The 17,680-nt window shown below is 60.2% G+C and carries 18 protein-coding genes; 6 read left to right on the top strand and 12 right to left on the bottom strand.

Annotation, left to right across the window (positions count from 1 at the left end; all coding sequences use genetic code 11):
• Positions 1-12 precede the first annotated feature (12 nt).
• The gene (gene ptsP / locus AC1ROI_RS06960) at positions 13-2,292 is read right to left on the bottom strand and encodes a phosphoenolpyruvate--protein phosphotransferase (RefSeq protein WP_010466735.1); all 2,280 of its coding nucleotides are present in this window, start codon (positions 2,290-2,292) and stop codon (positions 13-15) included.
• 22 nt (positions 2,293-2,314) lie between these two features.
• The gene (locus tag AC1ROI_RS06955) at positions 2,315-2,794 is read right to left on the bottom strand and encodes an RNA pyrophosphohydrolase (RefSeq protein ID WP_007945562.1); all 480 of its coding nucleotides are present in this window, start codon (positions 2,792-2,794) and stop codon (positions 2,315-2,317) included.
• Positions 2,795-2,937: 143 nt separating this feature from the next.
• Between AC1ROI_RS06955 and AC1ROI_RS06950 the strand changes: the two genes are divergently transcribed.
• Positions 2,938-3,594: a histidinol-phosphatase gene (locus AC1ROI_RS06950; protein WP_010466731.1), complete on the top strand. Its 657-nt coding sequence runs from the start codon at positions 2,938-2,940 to the stop codon at positions 3,592-3,594.
• A gap of 120 nt (positions 3,595-3,714) precedes the next feature.
• Here the strand turns inward: AC1ROI_RS06950 and AC1ROI_RS06945 are convergent, their stop codons facing one another.
• Both AC1ROI_RS06945 and ilvA read right to left on the bottom strand, forming a co-directional pair.
• Complete coding sequence (locus AC1ROI_RS06945; protein WP_077747195.1) at positions 3,715-4,140, bottom strand: DUF2269 domain-containing protein; 426 nt, start codon at positions 4,138-4,140, stop codon at positions 3,715-3,717.
• A 39-nt stretch (positions 4,141-4,179) separates the two neighbouring features.
• Positions 4,180-5,694, bottom strand: a complete 1,515-nt coding sequence (gene ilvA, locus AC1ROI_RS06940) for a threonine ammonia-lyase, biosynthetic (RefSeq protein WP_010466728.1) — start codon at positions 5,692-5,694, stop codon at positions 4,180-4,182.
• Positions 5,695-5,995: 301 nt separating this feature from the next.
• On the opposite strand from ilvA, the gene rpiA reads away from it, so the two are divergent.
• Positions 5,996-6,667, top strand: a complete 672-nt coding sequence (gene rpiA, locus AC1ROI_RS06935) for a ribose-5-phosphate isomerase RpiA (RefSeq protein WP_102595075.1) — start codon at positions 5,996-5,998, stop codon at positions 6,665-6,667.
• A gap of 123 nt (positions 6,668-6,790) precedes the next feature.
• Here rpiA and AC1ROI_RS06930 read toward each other — a convergent pair whose 3' ends face one another.
• From AC1ROI_RS06930 to AC1ROI_RS06915, 4 genes are all read right to left on the bottom strand, one after another.
• Entirely contained in the window at positions 6,791-7,708 is a 918-nt protein-coding gene (locus AC1ROI_RS06930; protein WP_010466724.1) for an SdiA-regulated domain-containing protein, read from the bottom strand.
• Positions 7,709-7,813: 105 nt separating this feature from the next.
• Positions 7,814-8,743, bottom strand: a complete 930-nt coding sequence (locus tag AC1ROI_RS06925; RefSeq protein ID WP_102594810.1) for an SdiA-regulated domain-containing protein — start codon at positions 8,741-8,743, stop codon at positions 7,814-7,816.
• 254 nt (positions 8,744-8,997) lie between these two features.
• Entirely contained in the window at positions 8,998-9,663 is a 666-nt protein-coding gene (locus tag AC1ROI_RS06920) for a fumarylacetoacetate hydrolase family protein (RefSeq protein WP_010466720.1), read from the bottom strand.
• Between the two features lie 22 nt (positions 9,664-9,685).
• Positions 9,686-11,080 (bottom strand): FAD-binding oxidoreductase, encoded by a 1,395-nt coding sequence (locus tag AC1ROI_RS06915; protein ID WP_010466719.1) that lies wholly within the window; start codon positions 11,078-11,080, stop codon positions 9,686-9,688.
• Between the two features lie 363 nt (positions 11,081-11,443).
• On the opposite strand from AC1ROI_RS06915, the gene serA reads away from it, so the two are divergent.
• Complete coding sequence (serA, locus tag AC1ROI_RS06910; RefSeq protein WP_010466716.1) at positions 11,444-12,673, top strand: phosphoglycerate dehydrogenase; 1,230 nt, start codon at positions 11,444-11,446, stop codon at positions 12,671-12,673.
• A 60-nt stretch (positions 12,674-12,733) separates the two neighbouring features.
• Here serA and AC1ROI_RS06905 read toward each other — a convergent pair whose 3' ends face one another.
• On the bottom strand, positions 12,734-13,159 hold the full coding sequence (locus AC1ROI_RS06905; protein ID WP_010466714.1) for a DUF4399 domain-containing protein: 426 nt from the start codon (positions 13,157-13,159) through the stop codon (positions 12,734-12,736).
• A gap of 136 nt (positions 13,160-13,295) precedes the next feature.
• On the opposite strand from AC1ROI_RS06905, the gene AC1ROI_RS06900 reads away from it, so the two are divergent.
• Complete coding sequence (locus tag AC1ROI_RS06900; RefSeq protein WP_102594809.1) at positions 13,296-13,880, top strand: transporter substrate-binding domain-containing protein; 585 nt, start codon at positions 13,296-13,298, stop codon at positions 13,878-13,880.
• Between the two features lie 125 nt (positions 13,881-14,005).
• Here AC1ROI_RS06900 and AC1ROI_RS06895 read toward each other — a convergent pair whose 3' ends face one another.
• Both AC1ROI_RS06895 and AC1ROI_RS06890 read right to left on the bottom strand, forming a co-directional pair.
• Positions 14,006-14,491, bottom strand: a complete 486-nt coding sequence (locus AC1ROI_RS06895) for a 2-thiouracil desulfurase family protein (RefSeq protein ID WP_102594808.1) — start codon at positions 14,489-14,491, stop codon at positions 14,006-14,008.
• A gap of 2 nt (positions 14,492-14,493) precedes the next feature.
• Positions 14,494-15,126 (bottom strand): 2OG-Fe(II) oxygenase, encoded by a 633-nt coding sequence (locus AC1ROI_RS06890; protein ID WP_102594807.1) that lies wholly within the window; start codon positions 15,124-15,126, stop codon positions 14,494-14,496.
• Between the two features lie 123 nt (positions 15,127-15,249).
• On the opposite strand from AC1ROI_RS06890, the gene AC1ROI_RS06885 reads away from it, so the two are divergent.
• The gene (locus AC1ROI_RS06885; RefSeq protein ID WP_010466707.1) at positions 15,250-16,002 is read left to right on the top strand and encodes a DUF2059 domain-containing protein; all 753 of its coding nucleotides are present in this window, start codon (positions 15,250-15,252) and stop codon (positions 16,000-16,002) included.
• A 50-nt stretch (positions 16,003-16,052) separates the two neighbouring features.
• Here the strand turns inward: AC1ROI_RS06885 and bipL are convergent, their stop codons facing one another.
• The gene (bipL, locus tag AC1ROI_RS06880) at positions 16,053-17,000 is read right to left on the bottom strand and encodes a phospholipase BipL (protein WP_010466703.1); all 948 of its coding nucleotides are present in this window, start codon (positions 16,998-17,000) and stop codon (positions 16,053-16,055) included.
• 98 nt (positions 17,001-17,098) lie between these two features.
• On the opposite strand from bipL, the gene AC1ROI_RS06875 reads away from it, so the two are divergent.
• Positions 17,099-17,677, top strand: coding sequence for a DUF6436 domain-containing protein (locus tag AC1ROI_RS06875; protein WP_083375517.1), 579 nt, complete (start codon positions 17,099-17,101; stop codon positions 17,675-17,677).
• The last annotated feature ends 3 nt before the right edge of the window (positions 17,678-17,680 follow it).

Here is a 17,680-nt window from a genome sequence, read left to right as displayed (position 1 = left end):
GCCATCAGCCTTTTAGAGAGCCTTGACCACAGCCGGATTGACCATTCGCGCCAACCCAAGGTTTTTCAGCGCCAATTGCAGCGAGCTGTGGATCACTTGCGGGTTGTCGATGGTCATCAGTTCGGCCAGCAATTCCTGGGCCTTGCTCAGGTTGATCTGACGCAGCATCCACTTCACTTTCGGCAGGTTGGTGGCGTTCATCGACAGGCTGTCGAAGCCCATCGCCATCAACAGCACCGCCGCCGCCGGGTCACCGGCCATCTCGCCGCAAATGCTCACAGGCTTGCCTTCGGCGTGGGCATCACGCACCACGTTCTGCAACGCTTGCAGCACCGCCGGGTGCAGATAATCGTAAAGGTCGGCTACACGCGGGTTGTTCCGGTCCACCGCGAGCAGATATTGAGTCAGGTCGTTGGAGCCGACCGACAGGAAGTCCACCTGCCGCGCCAGTTCCTTGGTCTGATACACCGCCGCCGGAATCTCGATCATCACGCCAATCGGCGGCATTGGCACGTCGGTGCCTTCGTCGCGGACTTCGCCCCATGCCCGGTGAATCAGGTGCAGGGCTTCTTCGAGTTCGTGGGTGCCGGAGATCATCGGCAGCAGAATCCGCAGGTTGTTCAAGCCTTCGCTGGCCTTGAGCATGGCGCGGGTCTGCACCAAGAAGATTTCCGGGTGGTCGAGGGTAACGCGAATGCCGCGCCAGCCGAGGAACGGGTTGTCTTCCTTGATCGGGAAGTACGACAGCGACTTGTCGCCGCCGATGTCCAGGCTACGCATGGTGACCGGTTGCGGATGGAACGCGGCGAGTTGCTCGCGGTAGATCGCCAGCTGCTCCTTTTCGCTCGGGAACCTCTGGTTGATCATGAACGGCACTTCGGTGCGGTACAGACCGACCCCTTCGGCACCACGCTTCTGCGCTCGCGCCACGTCCGCCAGCAGACCGGTGTTGACCCACAGCGGCATGCGGTGGCCATCGAGGGTCACGCACGGCAAGTCGCGCAAAGAGTCGAGACCCAGCGCCAGCTGTTTCTCTTCTTCCACCACTTCGGCGAACTGCTTGCGCAGCACGTCGCTGGGGTTGGTGTAGACCTCGCCGCGATTACCATCGACGATCAATTCGATGCCGTCGACCTTGGCATAGGGCAGGTCGACCAGGCCCATCACCGTCGGGATGCCCATCGCCCGGGCGAGGATCGCGACGTGGGAGTTACCCGAACCGAGGACCGAGACCAGACCGACCAGCGTGCCTTCCGGCACCTCGCCGAGCATGGCCGGCGTCAGTTCTTCACTGACCAGAATGGTTTTTTCCGGATAGACCAGATTCTGCTGACGCTCTTCCTGCAAGTAGGCGAGCAAACGGCGGCCAAGGTCCTTGACGTCCGAGGCGCGCTCACGCAGGTACGCGTCGTCCATCAATTCGAAACGGTTGACGTGCTCGGTGACCACCTGACGCAACGCACCCTGGGCCCACTGACCGGTCTTGATCACCGTGGTCACTTCGTTACCCAGCGCTTCGTCGGCGAGCATCATCAGGTAGACGTCGAACAAGGCCCGCTCTTCGGGGCGCAGCTGCGACGCCAATTTGGCGGACAAGGCACGCATGTCGGCGCGAACGCCTTCGATGGCGGTCTTGAACAGCCCGAGTTCGGCGGCGATATCGGAGATGGTCTTGTCGGGCACCACGTCCAGGTCGGCCGGCGGCAGCATGACCACCGCGGTCCCGACCGCCGCACCCGGCGAACCCGGTACACCGACGAACTTGGCTTCCTGAATGCCTTTGCCCTGACGACCCAGGCCACGGATCGAACCGGTGGCTTCGGCGTGGGCGATAACGCCGGCGAGTTGCGCGCTCATGGTCACGAGGAAGGCTTCTTCACCTTCATCGAACTGGCGGCGTTCTTTTTGCTGAATGACCAACACGCCGACGACGCGGCGGTGGTGAATGATCGGCGCCCCGAGGAAGGAGGCGTAGCGCTCCTCGCCCGTCTCGGCGAAGTAGCGGTAGCGCGGGTGATCCGCGGCGTTTTCGAGGTTCAGGGGTTCTTCACGCGTGCCGACCAGGCCAACCAGACCTTCGTTGGGTGCCATGCTGACTTTGCCGATCGAGCGCTTGTTCAAGCCCTCGGTCGCCATCAGCACGAAGCGGTTGGTCTCGGGGTCAAGCAGGTAGACCGAGCAGACCTGGCTGCCCATGGCCTCTTTGACGCGCAACACAATAATCCCCAACGCCGCCTTGAGATCCTTGGCGGAGTTAACTTCCTGGACGATCTTGCGCAGCGTATTGAGCATGGCTCGGGGTCGAACTCCGTCGTCAGTCGCGCGTTAAAAGGCGCGGGGCAAGCTCTTTGAGAGCGCGTCGATACACCTCGCGCTTGAATGTCACCACCTGGCCCAACGGATACCAATAACTGACCCAGCGCCAGCCATCGAACTCCGGTTTACCGGTCAAATCCATCCGCACCCGCTGCTCGTTGGAGATCAGGCGCAGGAGAAACCATTTCTGTTTCTGGCCGATGCACAGCGGTTGGCTGTGTGTTCTGACCAGACGTTGCGGCAAACGATAGCGCAACCAGCCCCGGGTGCAGGCGAGAATTTCAACATCTTCGCGCTCAAGACCCACTTCTTCGTTCAACTCGCGGTACAAGGCGTCTTCCGGCGTCTCCTGGGGGTTGATCCCGCCCTGTGGAAACTGCCAGGCATCTTGATTGATACGGCGAGCCCATAGCACCTGTCCGGCATCATTCGTGAGAATGATCCCGACATTGGGGCGGAAACCATCGGGGTCGATCACGGCAACAACCTCGCAAACGCATGTCGCCGCATTGTTCCACAAAGGTTGTGAAGGCAGCAACGAGCCGACCTACCTTATGTGCACTCTTGTGAAAAGTCCGTATTCTGGACGCCTTTCTACAGACTTTTCAGCGAGTAACTGCAATGCGGCTGGCTTTATTCGACTTGGACAACACGCTTTTGGGCGGCGACAGTGACCACGCCTGGGGCGATTACCTGTGCGAGCGCGGCTTCCTCGATGCCGTCGCCTACAAGGCACGCAACGACGAGTTCTATCAGGATTACCTGGCCGGCAAGCTGGATAACGATGCTTATCTGAACTTTTGCCTGGAAGTCCTCGGCCGCACCGAGATGGCCACACTGGATCAATGGCACCTGGATTACATGCGCGATTGCATTGAGCCGATTGTGCTGCCCAAGGCTATCGATTTGCTGGCCAAGCACCGCGAGGCTGGCGACAAATTGGTGATCATCACCGCGACCAACCGCTTCGTCACCGGGCCGATTGCCCAGCGCCTGGGGGTTGAAACCCTGATCGCCACGGAATGCGAGATGGTTGATGGCCGTTATACCGGGCGCAGCACCGATGTTCCGTGCTTCCGCGAAGGCAAGGTCACGCGGTTGAATCGTTGGCTGGAAGAGACCGGGCATTCGCTGGAAGACAGCTATTTCTACAGCGACTCGATGAATGATTTTGCGTTGCTGGAGCAAGTGGCGAATCCGGTGGCGGTCGATCCTGATCCGAATTTGCGCGCCGAGGCCGAGCAGCGTGGCTGGCCGGTAATTTCGTTGCGCGACTGAAATTGCTTTCGCGGGGAAGCCTCGCGCCTACAGGATTTGTGGTGGTAGCCGACTACAGACTCGACACATCACCTGTAGGAGCGAGGCTTGCCCGCGAAGGGATCGCCTCGGTTTCAAGCCTTAAACCGGCTTGGCGCCCATCAACCCCGCGATGGCGATAAAGCAGACAAAGCTGAACAGCGCGAGAGCAAAGGTGAACTTGCCGCTGCCGCCCGGCGCAGTACGCAGCTTGTTCAGCCGCACCAACAACCAGAACCACCCCAATGCTGCCAGGGTGTAAAGCACACTCGACGCGAGCAACCACGTCTGCCCCAACGGCCAGCCCACCAGATGCACCATCCACCAGCCGGTGAATGGCATGCTCAGCAGCGCCAGGCCCATCAACAGCCAAACGAACACCCGAGGCCGTTGCAACGTGCGCGCTGCAGCAGTCGCATCACCACGACGCCGCGTTTGCCAAAACCATATCCCCAAGCCCAGCGCACAGCCCAACAATATTGCCGTCGCCGCGGTGTGCGCCATTTTCAGGGCGGTTAACGTTTCCATTGTTCGACTTCCTTAGAGACTGCCCATCAGCGTAGCCGCTCAGCCGAGAAACAGCTGATAGGCCGGATTGTCGCTTTCATCCCAGTACGGGTAACCGATTTCCTCAAGCGCCGCAGGAACCAGATGACGTTCGTCGTGAGGCACTTGCAGGCCCGCGACCACACGGCCATCCGCCGCGCCGTGGTTGCGGTAGTGGAACATCGAGATGTTCCAGCGCCCGCCGAGCTTGTTGAGGAAGTTGAACAGCGCACCCGGACGTTCCGGGAATTCAAAGCGCAGCACCACTTCATCGACGACCTGGGCCGCGCGGCCACCGACCATGTGACGTATGTGCAACTTGGCCAGTTCGTTATCGGTCAGGTCCAGCACCGGGAAACCCTGCTCACTGAGGCTGGCGATCAGCGCACTGCGCGGGTCGGTTTCCGGATGCGTCTGCACGCCGACGAAGATATGCGCTTCGCTGCCAGTGTTGTAGCGGTAGTTGAATTCGGTGATCTGGCGCTTGCCGATGGCTTCGCAGAACGCCTTGAAGCTGCCCGGTTTCTCGGGAATGGTCACGGCGATGATGGCTTCGCGGCCCTCGCCCAGCTCGGCGCGCTCGGCAACGTGGCGCAAACGGTCGAAGTTGACGTTGGCGCCGGAATCGATGGCGACAAAGGTGTGCCCGGTGACACCGCGTTGCTCGACGTACTTCTTGATCCCGGCCACGCCCAGGGCGCCGGCAGGTTCGGTGATCGAGCGGGTATCGTCGTAGATGTCCTTGATCGCCGCGCAGATTTCGTCGGTGCTGACGGTGATCACTTCATCGACGTAGTCTTTGCAGATATCGAAGGTGTGCTGACCGATCTGCGCCACCGCGACACCATCGGCGAACAGGCCCACGGTCGGCAGTACCACGCGCTCGCCGGCCGCCATGGCCGCTTGCAGGCAGTTGGAGTCGTCCGGTTCGACGCCGATGATTTTGATTTCAGGGCGCAGGTATTTCACATACGCCGCGATCCCGGCGATCAACCCGCCGCCGCCCACCGGAACGAAGATCGCATCCAGACGCCCGGGGTGCTGGCGCAGAATCTCCATCGCCACGGTGCCCTGCCCGGCAATAGTGTGGGGATCGTCGTAAGGATGAATGTAGACGTAGCCTTTTTCGTCGACCAGTTTGAGCGAGTAGGCCAGGGCTTCCGGGAACGAATCGCCGTGCAGCACGACTTTGCCGCCACGGGAGCGCACGCCTTCGACCTTGATTTCCGGGGTGGTCTTGGGCATGACGATGGTGGCTTTCACGCCCAGCACTTTTGCCGCCAGGGCCAGGCCCTGCGCGTGGTTGCCCGCCGAGGCGGTGACCACACCGCGAGCGCGCTCTTCATCGCTCAACTGCGTCAACTTGTTGTAGGCGCCGCGAATCTTGAACGAGAACACCGGCTGCAAGTCTTCACGCTTGAGCCAAATGGAATTGCCCAGCCGCTCGGAGAGCTGGCGAGCAGTCTGCAACGGGGTTTCTACGGCAACGTCATAAACGCGCGAGGTGAGGATCTTTTTGACGTACTGTTCGAGCATCGGAAAGCATCACTGAGCGGGTTGGGCAGGGCCAAGGAGTCTAACCCGGCTTTCGGCCGGACGACCACACTAAACAGGTGGTTTTACCGTCCATGGAAGGGATCATGAACCTGTGGGAGCGAGGCTTGCCCGCGAAGAGGCCGTCACATCCAACATAAATGTTGGCGGTACGATCGCTTTCGCGGGCAAGCCTCGCTCCTACAGGTAAAGGTCGGGGCCCGCCAATCGGGCAATGACCTTCCCTGCCCCGAAGCCTATAATGCTGGCCTTTCGTTCCCTCCTTCGGCACCTCGGAGCCCGCATGACCCAGGATCAACTCAAACAGGCAGTGGCTCAGGCCGCCGTCGACTTCATCCTCCCGAAACTCGACGACAAGAGCATTGTCGGGGTCGGCACCGGCTCCACCGCCAACTGCTTCATCGACGCCCTGGCCAAGCACAAAGGCGCGTTTGACGGCGCGGTCGCCAGCTCCGAAGCCACCGCCGCTCGCCTCAAGGGCCACGGCATTCCGGTGTATGAGCTGAACACCGTCAGCGACCTGGAGTTTTATGTCGACGGCGCCGATGAAAGCGACGAGCACCTGAACTTGATCAAGGGCGGCGGCGCGGCCCTGACCCGCGAGAAAATTGTCGCGGCCGTGGCCAAGACCTTCATCTGCATCGCCGACGCCAGCAAACTGGTGCCGGTGCTCGGCGCGTTCCCGCTGCCGGTCGAAGTGATCCCGATGGCCCGCAGCCATGTGGCCCGCGAGCTGGTGAAGCTCGGCGGTGACCCGGTCTACCGTGAAGGCGTGTTGACCGACAACGGCAACATCATCCTCGACGTGTTCAACATGCAGATCACCAACCCGGTGGAGCTGGAGACGCAGATCAACGCCATTGTGGGCGTGGTCACCAATGGTTTGTTCGCGGCGCGTCCGGCGGATTTGCTGCTGCTGGGCACTAGCGAAGGCGTGAAAACCCTCAAGGCCTGACCCCGTACTCCCAGTAGGAGCGAAGCTTGCTCGCGAAGAGGCCGCAACAATCGACAGCGATGTTGAATGTGACTGCCTCTTCGCGAGCAAGCTTCGCTCCGACAATAGGTTTTGCGGTGTTTGTTAGTTCTGCGCTGGTTTTTTGAAGACGTAGAACAGGTTCGGCTCGCTCACCAGGTACATCGTGCCATCGTCATCCATGGCGATGCCTTCCGCTTGCGGCACGGTCTTCTGCAACCCCTGTCGCCCCTTGCTCAGCGACATGGTGCTCAGCGGTCGCCCGTCCACATCCAGCTCCAGAATCAGCCGCGACTCGTCGGACAGCGCCAGCAAATGGCCGCTGCGCTCGTCGTATTGCAGGCTCGACAGGTCTCGCACGAACATCCCGGCATCGCGCTTGGGGTTGTTGACCACATGCACCGCGTAGGATTTCTCCGGGTTGTAATGTGGGAAGCCCTGCACTTCGTAGATCAGCATCGGGTCGCGCTCCTTGGCGACGAACAGGCGCTTGCCCACCGAATCGTAAGCCAGGCCTTCGAAACCCTTGTTGCCGCTCATGTGCACGCCGAGGGTCATCTGCTCGGCGTCCGCCGCGTCGAGGAACGTCGTGTCCTTATCCAGATGAATCTTGATCAGCCGCTGCTGGCGTTCATCGGTGATCACGTAAGTGTCGGCGCTGATGAACTCCACCGCCTCCGGATCACCGAAGCCGACCAGCGAAATACGTCGGACGATCCGCCCGTCCAGCGACAGTTCGATCAGCTCGGCGTTTTTGTTGGTGACGGTAAACAGGCTTTTGCGCACCGGATCGAAGGTCAGCGCCGACACGTCGTCGTTCAGCCCGTCAATGACCCGGGCTTCGATCTCCACCCGGTATTGATCCAGGCCAATGGACTCGCTGCTTAAAGGTTGCCAGAGGGTGTGCAGGTTGAACCAGGCGCGCTCGAACAGACGCATGTATTGGCCAACCGCAATCAGCGCGACCAGTGCAATGACTGTCAGGATCAAAATAAGGGGTTTGGGACGGGCAAGTCGGCGCATTCAGGCGGGCTCGGAAACAGAAACAGGCGGATGAAATATCACGCCTGTATGAATTCAAGCTTAATGGCCAGTTGCCTTTGACCACAACGCCTGGATTCTGAGCGCCTATTTCTGCTTTTCGAAACGGTAGAACAGGTTCGGCTCACTCACCATGTACAGCGTGCCCGCCTCGTCCATGGTCACGCCTTCGGCACGGGGAATGGTCTTCTTCAAGCCGTTGAAGCCGCCCAGCAAGGTCATGAAGCTGACCTGCTCGCCCTTCTCGTCCAGTTCCAGCAACAAGTGGGAATCGGCGGACAGCACCAGGGTGTGGCCTGTGCGCGGGTCGATGGCCAGTCCCGAGAGGTTGCGGATGTCGAGTTCGTCATTGGCGAGTTTCTGCTTGTCGCCCTTGAGGGTCTGGCTGCCGTCGCTTTTCCAGCTGAACAGCGCCGGCGGGCGTTCCTCACCCAGGAGGATTTGCTGATTGCGCGGGTCATAGACGATGGCTTCGAAGGCCTTGTTCTGGTCTTTCGAAGGGCCAAGGTCGTATTTAGGGAAGTTGGCGATGTTCAGTTCACGCGTTTCGGCATCGACCTTGACGATGGAGAGCATATGCTCACGCTCATCGACGATGGCCAGCAGACCATTGCCCATCATGGTCAGGCCTTCAGGGTTGCTCCAGCCCACCAGCGGCATCTTGCGCAGGACATCGCCTTGCAAGGTCAGCTCAACGAGGATCGGGTTTTTGCCCATGACCGAAAACAGGGTTTTGGTGTGCGGGTTGTAAGCCAGGTCCGACGCTTCGTCCTTCTCCATGCCCGGCAGCAGCTTGGCGTCGATCACTGCGCGGTAATCCGGTAGCCAGATACTTTCCTGACGCTCGGCCGGGCTTTCAAAACGCTCATGCAGCCAGAGCACACCTCGATCGTCCCAATGCATCGCAAAGGCGAGGCCATAAACGGCGACGGCCACCAGCAAAAGCCAGGAATACCAACGCATGACAAAGCGCGAGCGGCGGGCAGTTTTGACAGTGGGCAGCGGTCGGGTGGCCATTCAGGATGCGTTCCAGAAATTCAGGCTACGGGTAATAGCACAATTGGGACCGGCTCAGACGCCGGAATCCGCGGAATTATCCAGACAAGATGTGAAAAAAACGGGAAATGGCGGGATTGCCCTTCTGCGGGCCACCACAAACCGATGTCGGAGCGAGCCTGCTCGCAATACCGGCGTGTCAGTCAACAGAGATGTCGAATGACAGGCCGGTATCACGAGCAGACTCACGCCTACAGGGTTTTGCGGTGTTTGGGTTAACGGACGCTGCTGGTGAAACTGCTCGCGCCGGACAGTTCGATCACCAGTTCATCACCGACATTCAGCGGGCCAACGCCCACTGGCGTGCCGGTCAGGATCACGTCCCCGGCCTGCAGCGAGAAGCAACCGGCCATGTGCTGGATCATCGGCACGATCGGGTTGAGCATGGCGCTGCTGTTGCCATCCTGGCGCACTTCGCCATTGATGGTCAGGCGAATGCCAATGTCAGTCAGGTCGGCAAAGGTGCTGCCGGACACGAACGGCGCAATCACCGCCGCGCCGTCGAAGGACTTGGCGATTTCCCACGGCAGGCCCTTGGATTTCAGCTCGGCCTGCTTGTCGCGCAACGTCAGGTCCAGGGCCGGGGCGAAACCGGAAATCGCATCCAGCACTTCTTCACGGCTTGGCTTGGTCGACAACGGCTTGCCGATCAACACCGCGATTTCCGCTTCGTAATGCACCGAACCGCGCTCGGTCGGAATGCTGAAACCGCCTTCCAGCGGCACCACGCAACTGCCTGGCTTGATGAACAGCAGCGGCTCGGTAGGCACCGGATTGTCCAGTTCCTTGGCGTGTTCGGCGTAGTTGCGGCCGATGCACACCACTTTCCCCAGCGGGAAGTGAATACGCGTACCGTCGACATACTGGTGCTGATAGCTCATTACCGACTCCTGTTCCGTTGATTCAAACAGCGAAGATTTTGCCCGGGTTCATGATGCCGTTCGGGTCGAACACCGCCTTGACGGCTTTCATGTACTCGATCTCGACCGGCGAGCGGCTGTAGGTCAAGTAATCACGCTTGGTCATGCCCACGCCGTGTTCGGCGGAAATCGAGCCGTTGTACTTCTCGACGGTTTCGAACACCCACTTGTTGACGGTGGCGCACTTGGCGAAGAACTCGTCCTTGCTCAGGTTTTCCGGCTTGAGGATGTTCAAGTGCAGGTTGCCGTCGCCGATGTGGCCGAACCAGACGATTTCGAAATCCGGGTAGTGTTCGCCGACAATCGCGTCGATTTCCTTCAGGAATGCCGGGACTTTCGACACGGTGACCGAAATGTCGTTCTTGTATGGCGTCCAGTGGGAAATGGTTTCGGAAATGTATTCGCGTAGTTTCCACAGGTTCTGCAGCTGGGTTTCGCTCTGGCTCATGACGCCGTCCAGCACCCAGCCCTGCTCGACGCAGTGCTCAAAGGTTTCCAGGGCGTGGTTGGCCACTTCTTCGGTGGTCGCTTCGAATTCCAGCAGCGCGTAGAACGGGCAATCGGTTTCAAACGCCGCCGGCACGTCGCCGCGGGCCATGACCTTGGCCAGGGCCTTGTCGGAGAAGAACTCGAAGGCGGTCAGGTCGAGTTTGCTCTGGAACGCGTGCAGCACCGGCATGATCGAGTCGAAATCGGCGGTGCCGAGGACCATCGCGGTGAGGTTTTTCGGCGCGCGGTCCAGGCGCATGGTCGCTTCGACGACAAAACCGAGGGTGCCTTCGGCGCCGATGAACAGCTGACGCAGGTCGTAGCCGGTGGCGTTCTTGATCAGGTCGCGGTTCAGTTCCAGCAGATCGCCCTTGCCGGTGACGACTTTCATGCCGGCTACCCAGTTGCGTGTCATGCCGTAGCGAATCACCTTGATTCCGCCGGCATTGGTGCCGATATTGCCGCCAATCTGGCTCGAACCCGCCGACGCGAAATCCACCGGGTAATACAGGCCTTTTTCTTCAGCCACGTTCTGCAGATGCTCGGTGACCACGCCTGGCTGGCACACGGCCGTGCGGTCGGTCAGGTTCACGTCGAGAATCTGGTTCATGTAGTCGAACGACACGACCACTTCACCATTGGCTGCCACCGCAGCGGCGGAAAGACCGGTACGACCGCCGGACGGCACCAGCGCCACCTTGTGCGTGTTGGCCCAACGGACAATGGCCTGGACCTGCTCGGTGGTCTTGGGGAACACGATGGCGGTCGGGGCCGGGGCGAAATGCTTGGTCCAATCCTTGCCATAAGTATTCAGGGAGTCGGCGTCGGTCAACACCTTGCCAGGCTCAACCAGGGTCTTCAGCTCATCAATCAGGGCAGGATTGGTCATCGACAGAACTCTCGAACAATTCATGGTCATCCTGAGAACGCTTCACGTCGCAGGAATGAGTGTTTAGCGGGGTGCGTATGCTAGCATACCGACCCCGCAGGGTAGTGCCCAACGGCTATTCTGCGGTGACGGCATTCTTGCCGTCCGGGTCAGCGTTATGTGCCCTGTTTTATACGTACGATCCTCTTTTGACGAGTGGCTGTTGTCGTCAGGCAAGGCGCCGCGACGAGTCATAGCCCGCTATGGCGAGGAGCGGCAACGCAGCATGACGGCAACAGACGCCGTCAAAAAGGATCAGTACGTATAAGACAGGGCACCCTGACTATTTCCTGCCATTTTTCTCCGGGATACAGGTTTACGCAGATGAGCAAGACTTCTCTCGATAAGAGCAAGATCAAGTTCCTTCTTCTCGAAGGCGTCCACCAATCGGCTGTCGACGTCCTCAAGTCGGCGGGCTACACCAGCATCGAGTACCTCACTGGTTCTCTGCCGGAAGCCCAGCTGAAGGAAAAGATCGCTGATGCGCACTTCATCGGCATTCGCTCTCGCACTCAACTGACCGAAGAGATCTTCGATCACGCGAAGAAGCTCGTGGCTGTGGGGTGTTTCTGCATCGGCACCAACCAGGTCGACCTGAACGCGGCGCGCGAACGCGGCATCGCGGTGTTCAACGCCCCGTACTCCAACACTCGCTCCGTTGCCGAGCTGGTGCTGGCCGAAGCGATCCTGTTGCTGCGCGGCATTCCTGAGAAAAACGCATCCTGCCACCGTGGCGGCTGGATCAAGAGCGCGGCCAACTCCTTCGAGATCCGCGGCAAGAAGCTGGGCATCGTCGGCTACGGCTCGATCGGCACTCAACTGTCGGTCCTGGCGGAAGGCCTGGGCATGCAGGTGTACTTCTACGACACCGTGACCAAGCTGCCATTGGGCAATGCAACCCAGGTCGGTAACCTGACCGAGCTTCTGGGCATGTCCGACATCGTTACCCTGCACGTTCCGGAAACCGCGGCGACCCAGTGGATGATCGGCGAGAAGGAAATCCGCGCCATCAAGAAGGGCGGCATTCTGATCAACGCCGCACGCGGCACCGTGGTCGAACTGGACGCCCTGGCGGACGCGATCAAGGACAAGCACCTGATCGGCGCGGCCATCGACGTGTTCCCGGTGGAGCCACGCTCCAACGACGAAGAGTTCGAAAGCCCGCTGCGTGGCCTGGACAACGTGATCCTGACCCCGCACATCGGTGGTTCCACCGCCGAGGCGCAGGCCAACATCGGTCTGGAAGTGGCAGAAAAACTGGTCAAGTACAGCGACAACGGCACCTCGGTGTCGTCGGTGAACTTCCCGGAAGTGGCCCTGCCGGCTCACCCTGGCAAGCACCGCCTGCTGCACATCCACCAGAACATTCCGGGTGTGATGAGCGAGATCAACAAGGTCTTCGCCGAAAACGGCATCAACATCTCCGGTCAGTTCCTGCAGACCAACGAGAAAGTCGGCTACGTGGTCATCGACGTAGACGCCGATTACTCGGAAATCGCCCAGGAGAAACTGCAGCACATCAACGGCACTATTCGTTGCCGCGTGTTGTTCTGACAGTGACTTGAGCGACAAAAAAAGGAGCCCTTCGGGGCTCCTTTTTCATGCGCTACCGTGTCATTTGACGTTGACGGTGATCTTCTTCGACACGATGGGCGGATCGAACGGCATGTGTCCGCTGTCGCCCAGCTCAAGCTGCAAGGTGTGTTTGCCCGGGGCCAGTTTGATTTCGGCCTGGGTCTGCGCCTTGCCGAAGTGCATGTGGTTGGCATCCAGCGGAATCGGTGCGCCGGCGGCCGGCAGTTTGTCGACATCGATCAGCAAGTGGTGGTGACCGGTGTTCTTGGTGACATCCCCGGCCGGTGCCAGGGCGATGTCCTTGACGCCGAATTTGACGGTGAAGGTTTCCGGGACAGTGGCGCCGTCTGCGGGAGATACGATAAACACTTCTGCACCCTTGGGCGCCGGAGTCGCAGCCGTTGCCAGCATCGAAGCACTCAGCAGCAGCCCAGCGAATGCTGCTCGTGACATAAACGTTTTCATTCTCTTCTCCAGTTTTTCCGTAAAATCCGCGTGGCCGAGACAACTTCACGGCCATTTGTTGTCGAAGGACCTCGACAACCATAGCAAAGCGAGCCTGAATCAGAGCATCGCGATAAATGTATTCAAAGGAGTGACCATGCGCTTTTTGCCTGGCCTGATCTGCCTGCTACCCCTTTTGAGCCCTTTGGCCCATGCCGAACTGATTGACGATGTAAACGATCGGGGCGAACTGCGTATTGCCCTTGAGGCTAATACACCCCCCTTCAATTTCAAGGACGAGGGCAAACTCACCGGCTTCGAAGTGGAATTGGGCCAACAGCTGGCCAACGAACTGGACGTGCGGGCCGACTTCGTCGTGACCGATTCCAGCGACCTGTTGTCCGGCGTTGAAACCGGCAAGTACGACATCGCCATCAACCACATAGCAATGACCCCGGATCTCAAGGATCGTTTCGACTTCACCGAGCCTTACATTCAAACCAATGCGCAATTGATCGCGCAGAAAGAAGAGCCGCGTTCGATCCTGTTGGTGCAGTCGCTGACGGAAGAAAAGCCGAAAACCGCCCCGGCTGTGGATTTGGCGATTCCGTTTCAGAAGGGTAACCCGGCGTTTCACGCCAGCCTGGAAGCTGCGTTGAAGCGGATCAAGGCGGATGGTCGACTGGAGGCGCTGGAGCAGAAGTGGTTTGGGGCGGATGCGAGTGTGACGCCCAAACCCTGATCCCGGACTGACGACCAACCCTATAGGAGTGAGCCTGCTCGCGATAGCGGCCTAACATTCAACATCACCGTTGACTGGTATGGCCTCATCGCGAGCAGGCTCACTCCTGCAGGGTGTGTAGGTGGTTAGTCTTGCGCGGTCAATGCAGCGGACGCTTCGGCCAGCTCCAACTCACTGAAGACTTGCACACCATGGCGCTTGAGCAACGCCGCCGTCACCCCCTCGCCGCTGACCTTCACACCGCTGAAGCTCCCGTCATACGTCAGCAAGTTCCCGCACGACGGGCTGTTGGCCTTGAGCACGGCGATGCGGATGCCGTGCTTTCGCACCAACTCCAGCGCCTGATAAGCCCCCGAGAGAAACTCGGCGCTGACGTCCTCACCCTCGGTAGTGATGACGGAGGCGTGGCCATCCAGCACTTCACCGCCCTGCCCGCCCGGAATTTCCGCTGCGGCCCTGGGTGTTGGCAAACCACCGGCAACCTCCGGGCACAACGGCACCACGCGACCTTCATCGAGCCACTGTTGAAGCTGATCGAACGGCCCGCTCGCCCCGCCGTCGTAACGCACGCGATGGCCCAGCAGGCAGCGGCTTACCAGAATCTTCTGCATGATCAGAACGGCTCGTTACCGCGGCGCCGGAACCAGCCCGTCAATGAAAGGCGATCCCGGGTCGCGGGCAGGACTTCGTGAGGCACCTCGCCTGACAGAAACACCACCAGGCATCCGCCAGTGGGCACCACGTCGTGTTCGACGCCGTCCTCCAAATACATGCGCAACTGGCCTCCGTGCTCGGGCAGCCAGCCGTCATTGAGGTAGATCACCGCCGAAACCATGCGCCGGTCGTCATCCCGAAAACGATCGACATGCTTGAGGTAAAACGCACCGGGCGGGTACAGGGCGAAATGGCTTTCGAAATCTTCGAGGCCCAGGTACAACCCGCGATTCATCGCCTCGCGCAGGCTGTCCATCAAGCTCAGGTAACTGTCGCACGCCAACGCCTGGCCGGGCTCGATCCACTGGATGTGGTCGCCGCGGATCCCCTCGCGAATCTCCGACGTCGGCCCTCGCCCCACGGCCGCCGGGGCCAGTTCGCCCTCAGCTGCACGTTTACGGCACTCAGCCGCCAGTTCCAGGGTCAGACCCAGAGGCAGGAAAATATTCTGCTGCGACCAGCCGCGCTCGGCCAGGTCGTCGACGATACGTAACAGCAGCGGGTGATCAGAGGATATTTGCATGGCGCGCATAGTATTCCTGTGCCTGCAAATCCGACAGAGCCGCGCGGCGGAGGATTTGTCGGATTACTGATACGAATTCTCGACAAGTACGAAAGCCGCACGGAGAATAGTCGCCTGCTGACAGGAGTCCCTATGCGCCGTTTGTTTTTTTCATTGCTGATGCTCTGTGTGTTGCCCGCTTGGGCAGACGGCCACGACCAGTTGTACAAGGTCGCCGGTTGGCCAGATCAGCGCGCGCATTTTAACGACGCCCTCTCTGCCGCTCAGCAGCGCTATCAGAACAGCCTGCCACCGGCGGTGTTTCAAGCCTTGGTGAACAACAGCAATCAACGTTTCGCCTCCCAGGCCGTGGACCAGCGCGCCGAAGCTCAATTGCGCAAAAGCCTCGCCGATCCGCAACCTGCGCTGACCTTCTTTCAATCGCCCCTGGGCAAGAAAATCGTCGCCGCCGAATTGCTGGCGACCCGTCGCGATCAACTGGCGAAAAACGCCAAGGGTTTGCCGAAGATTCAGGCCAGTGACAGCCGTCTGCTGATCATCGGCCACCTGGCCCAGGCCCTGCCCGCCCGCGAGGCTGGTGCGGAAGTCAGCCTGGCGATCGCCGGTGTCGCGGCTGACAGCCTGAGTTCGATGATCCCGGGGTTGCTCGGTGGCGGTCAGGCGCAAGGGGTGTTGAACGGACAGCGCCAGCGTTTGATGGAACAGATTGGTGCTGATCTGAACAACACGCTGTTGTATGTGTATCGCGATCTGTCGGATGAAGAACTGGAAGAGTTCGCCACGTTTGCCGAGTCCACCGAGGGCAAGGCGTATTACCAGGCAGCGCTGGCAGCCATTCGGGCGGGGTTGGCGGTGGGGCAGGATCCGGCGAATCTCAGTCAGTAATCTTTAGCGCCTGATACACCGACTTGCCCGCGATGCGGCCCTCACTTGCGCTAAAGATTCCGCCCCTTGATCCGCTTGGTCAAAAACCCGAAATACTCCCGCCGCAACCCAACCGTCTCATTCGCCAGATGATGCCGCGCCTCCGGCAGCATCAATACCTGCGGCCGATCAAACTTGGCCTTCAACACCTCAAGGTTATGCTCCCAATCCACCGTCATGTCCGACTGCCCCTGCACAATCAGCGGTCGCCGTGGACTGTTCGGTGCCGCCTCGATTCGCTTGATCCACCGCGCCAACGCACCGACCCACGCCGTTGGCAGTCGCAGCGCTTGCAACGGATCGGCTTGCAGGAACGACAGGAACTCAGGGTCGTTGGAGTTCTCGCTGAAGCGCCGGGCAATGCCGTTCACGAAAGGCTTGAGCAGGTAATAACTGAGCTGCGACCAGCCCCAGGCGCGCGGCCGAACCAGCGGTGACAGCAGAATCACCTGCCCCTGGGCCGGACTGTCTGCACCGTGGTTAAGTACATGATCGATCACGATCGCCCCGCCAGTACTTTGCCCGCACAGATGCCACGGCTGTGGGAGGTCAAGCGACTGCGCCTCGGCAAGCAACCCTTCCAGGGTGTGCTGATACTCGGCGAAATCCTTGATGCTCGCCCGCTCGCCACTGGACAGACCATGCCCCGGCAAGTCGCAGGCAATCACTGCGAAGCCCTGATCCAGCGCCCACTCGATCACATGTCGGTAGAGCCCGGTGTGATCGTAGAAGCCATGGAACATAAACAGGGTCGCCTTCGCCTGGTCAGGCCACCAGACCTGGCTGACCACTTCATAGCCATCGACCCCGAAACGCCCCAATCCGCGGCGCAGCATTCGCCCCGGAAAATCCAGCCCGTAAAACCGCTGATAGGCCAGCGCTTCCACCGAAAGCGGCTGCCATTCGGCCAATGGCCGCAGGCTGGCGCGCAAATGATCGGGGTCGAAAGTGGCAGACATGAGCTATTTCCAGAGCGTTAAACAGACTTTATGGGCCTGCGATATTCATCTGTCGCGGCAAGCATGGCAAGCTAGCCGACCTTCGAGGATTGAAACCCATGCGCCCGGCCTACCGCACCACACTGCTTGCCAGCCTGCTCGCCCTCGTGTGTGCCGGCGTCTTGTGGGCGGCCTATGACTGGTTTCAGGGGCGCTACCTGCGCGCCTTCAGTTCACACACCGCGTTATTTTCCGGTGATCCGCTGCGCCTGCCCGCCGACCTCGCCGGCCCCGGCGCCATACGCCTGGTGCACTTCTGGGACCCGGCCTGCCCGTGCAATGTCGGCAACCAGCAACACCTGACTGAACTGGTCGATCAATACGTACCGCAGGGCGTGGAGTTTTACGCGGTCCAAAAACCCGGCAGCCACGGTCAGTTGCCCAGCACCTTGAGCCGCCTGAAAACCATCACCGTTCTCCCGGGTTCCGAACAGATCCCCGCCAGCCCGGCGGTGGCGATCTGGGACCGCAGCGGCAAACTGGCCTACTTCGGCCCGTACAGCGAAGGCCTGACCTGCAATTCGAACAACAGCTTTATCGAGCCCATCCTGCAAGCACTCAGCGAAGGTCGTGCGGTGGGCGCCACCCATACGCTGGCGGTCGGTTGCTACTGTCCTTGGCCGGAGGAAGCGAAGTAAGGC

The organism is Pseudomonas sp. GW823-FHT02C02 (genome assembly GCF_058797635.1).
The sequence above is the reverse complement of the archived record's forward strand: the minus strand, read 5'-3'. Positions and strand labels throughout refer to the sequence as shown.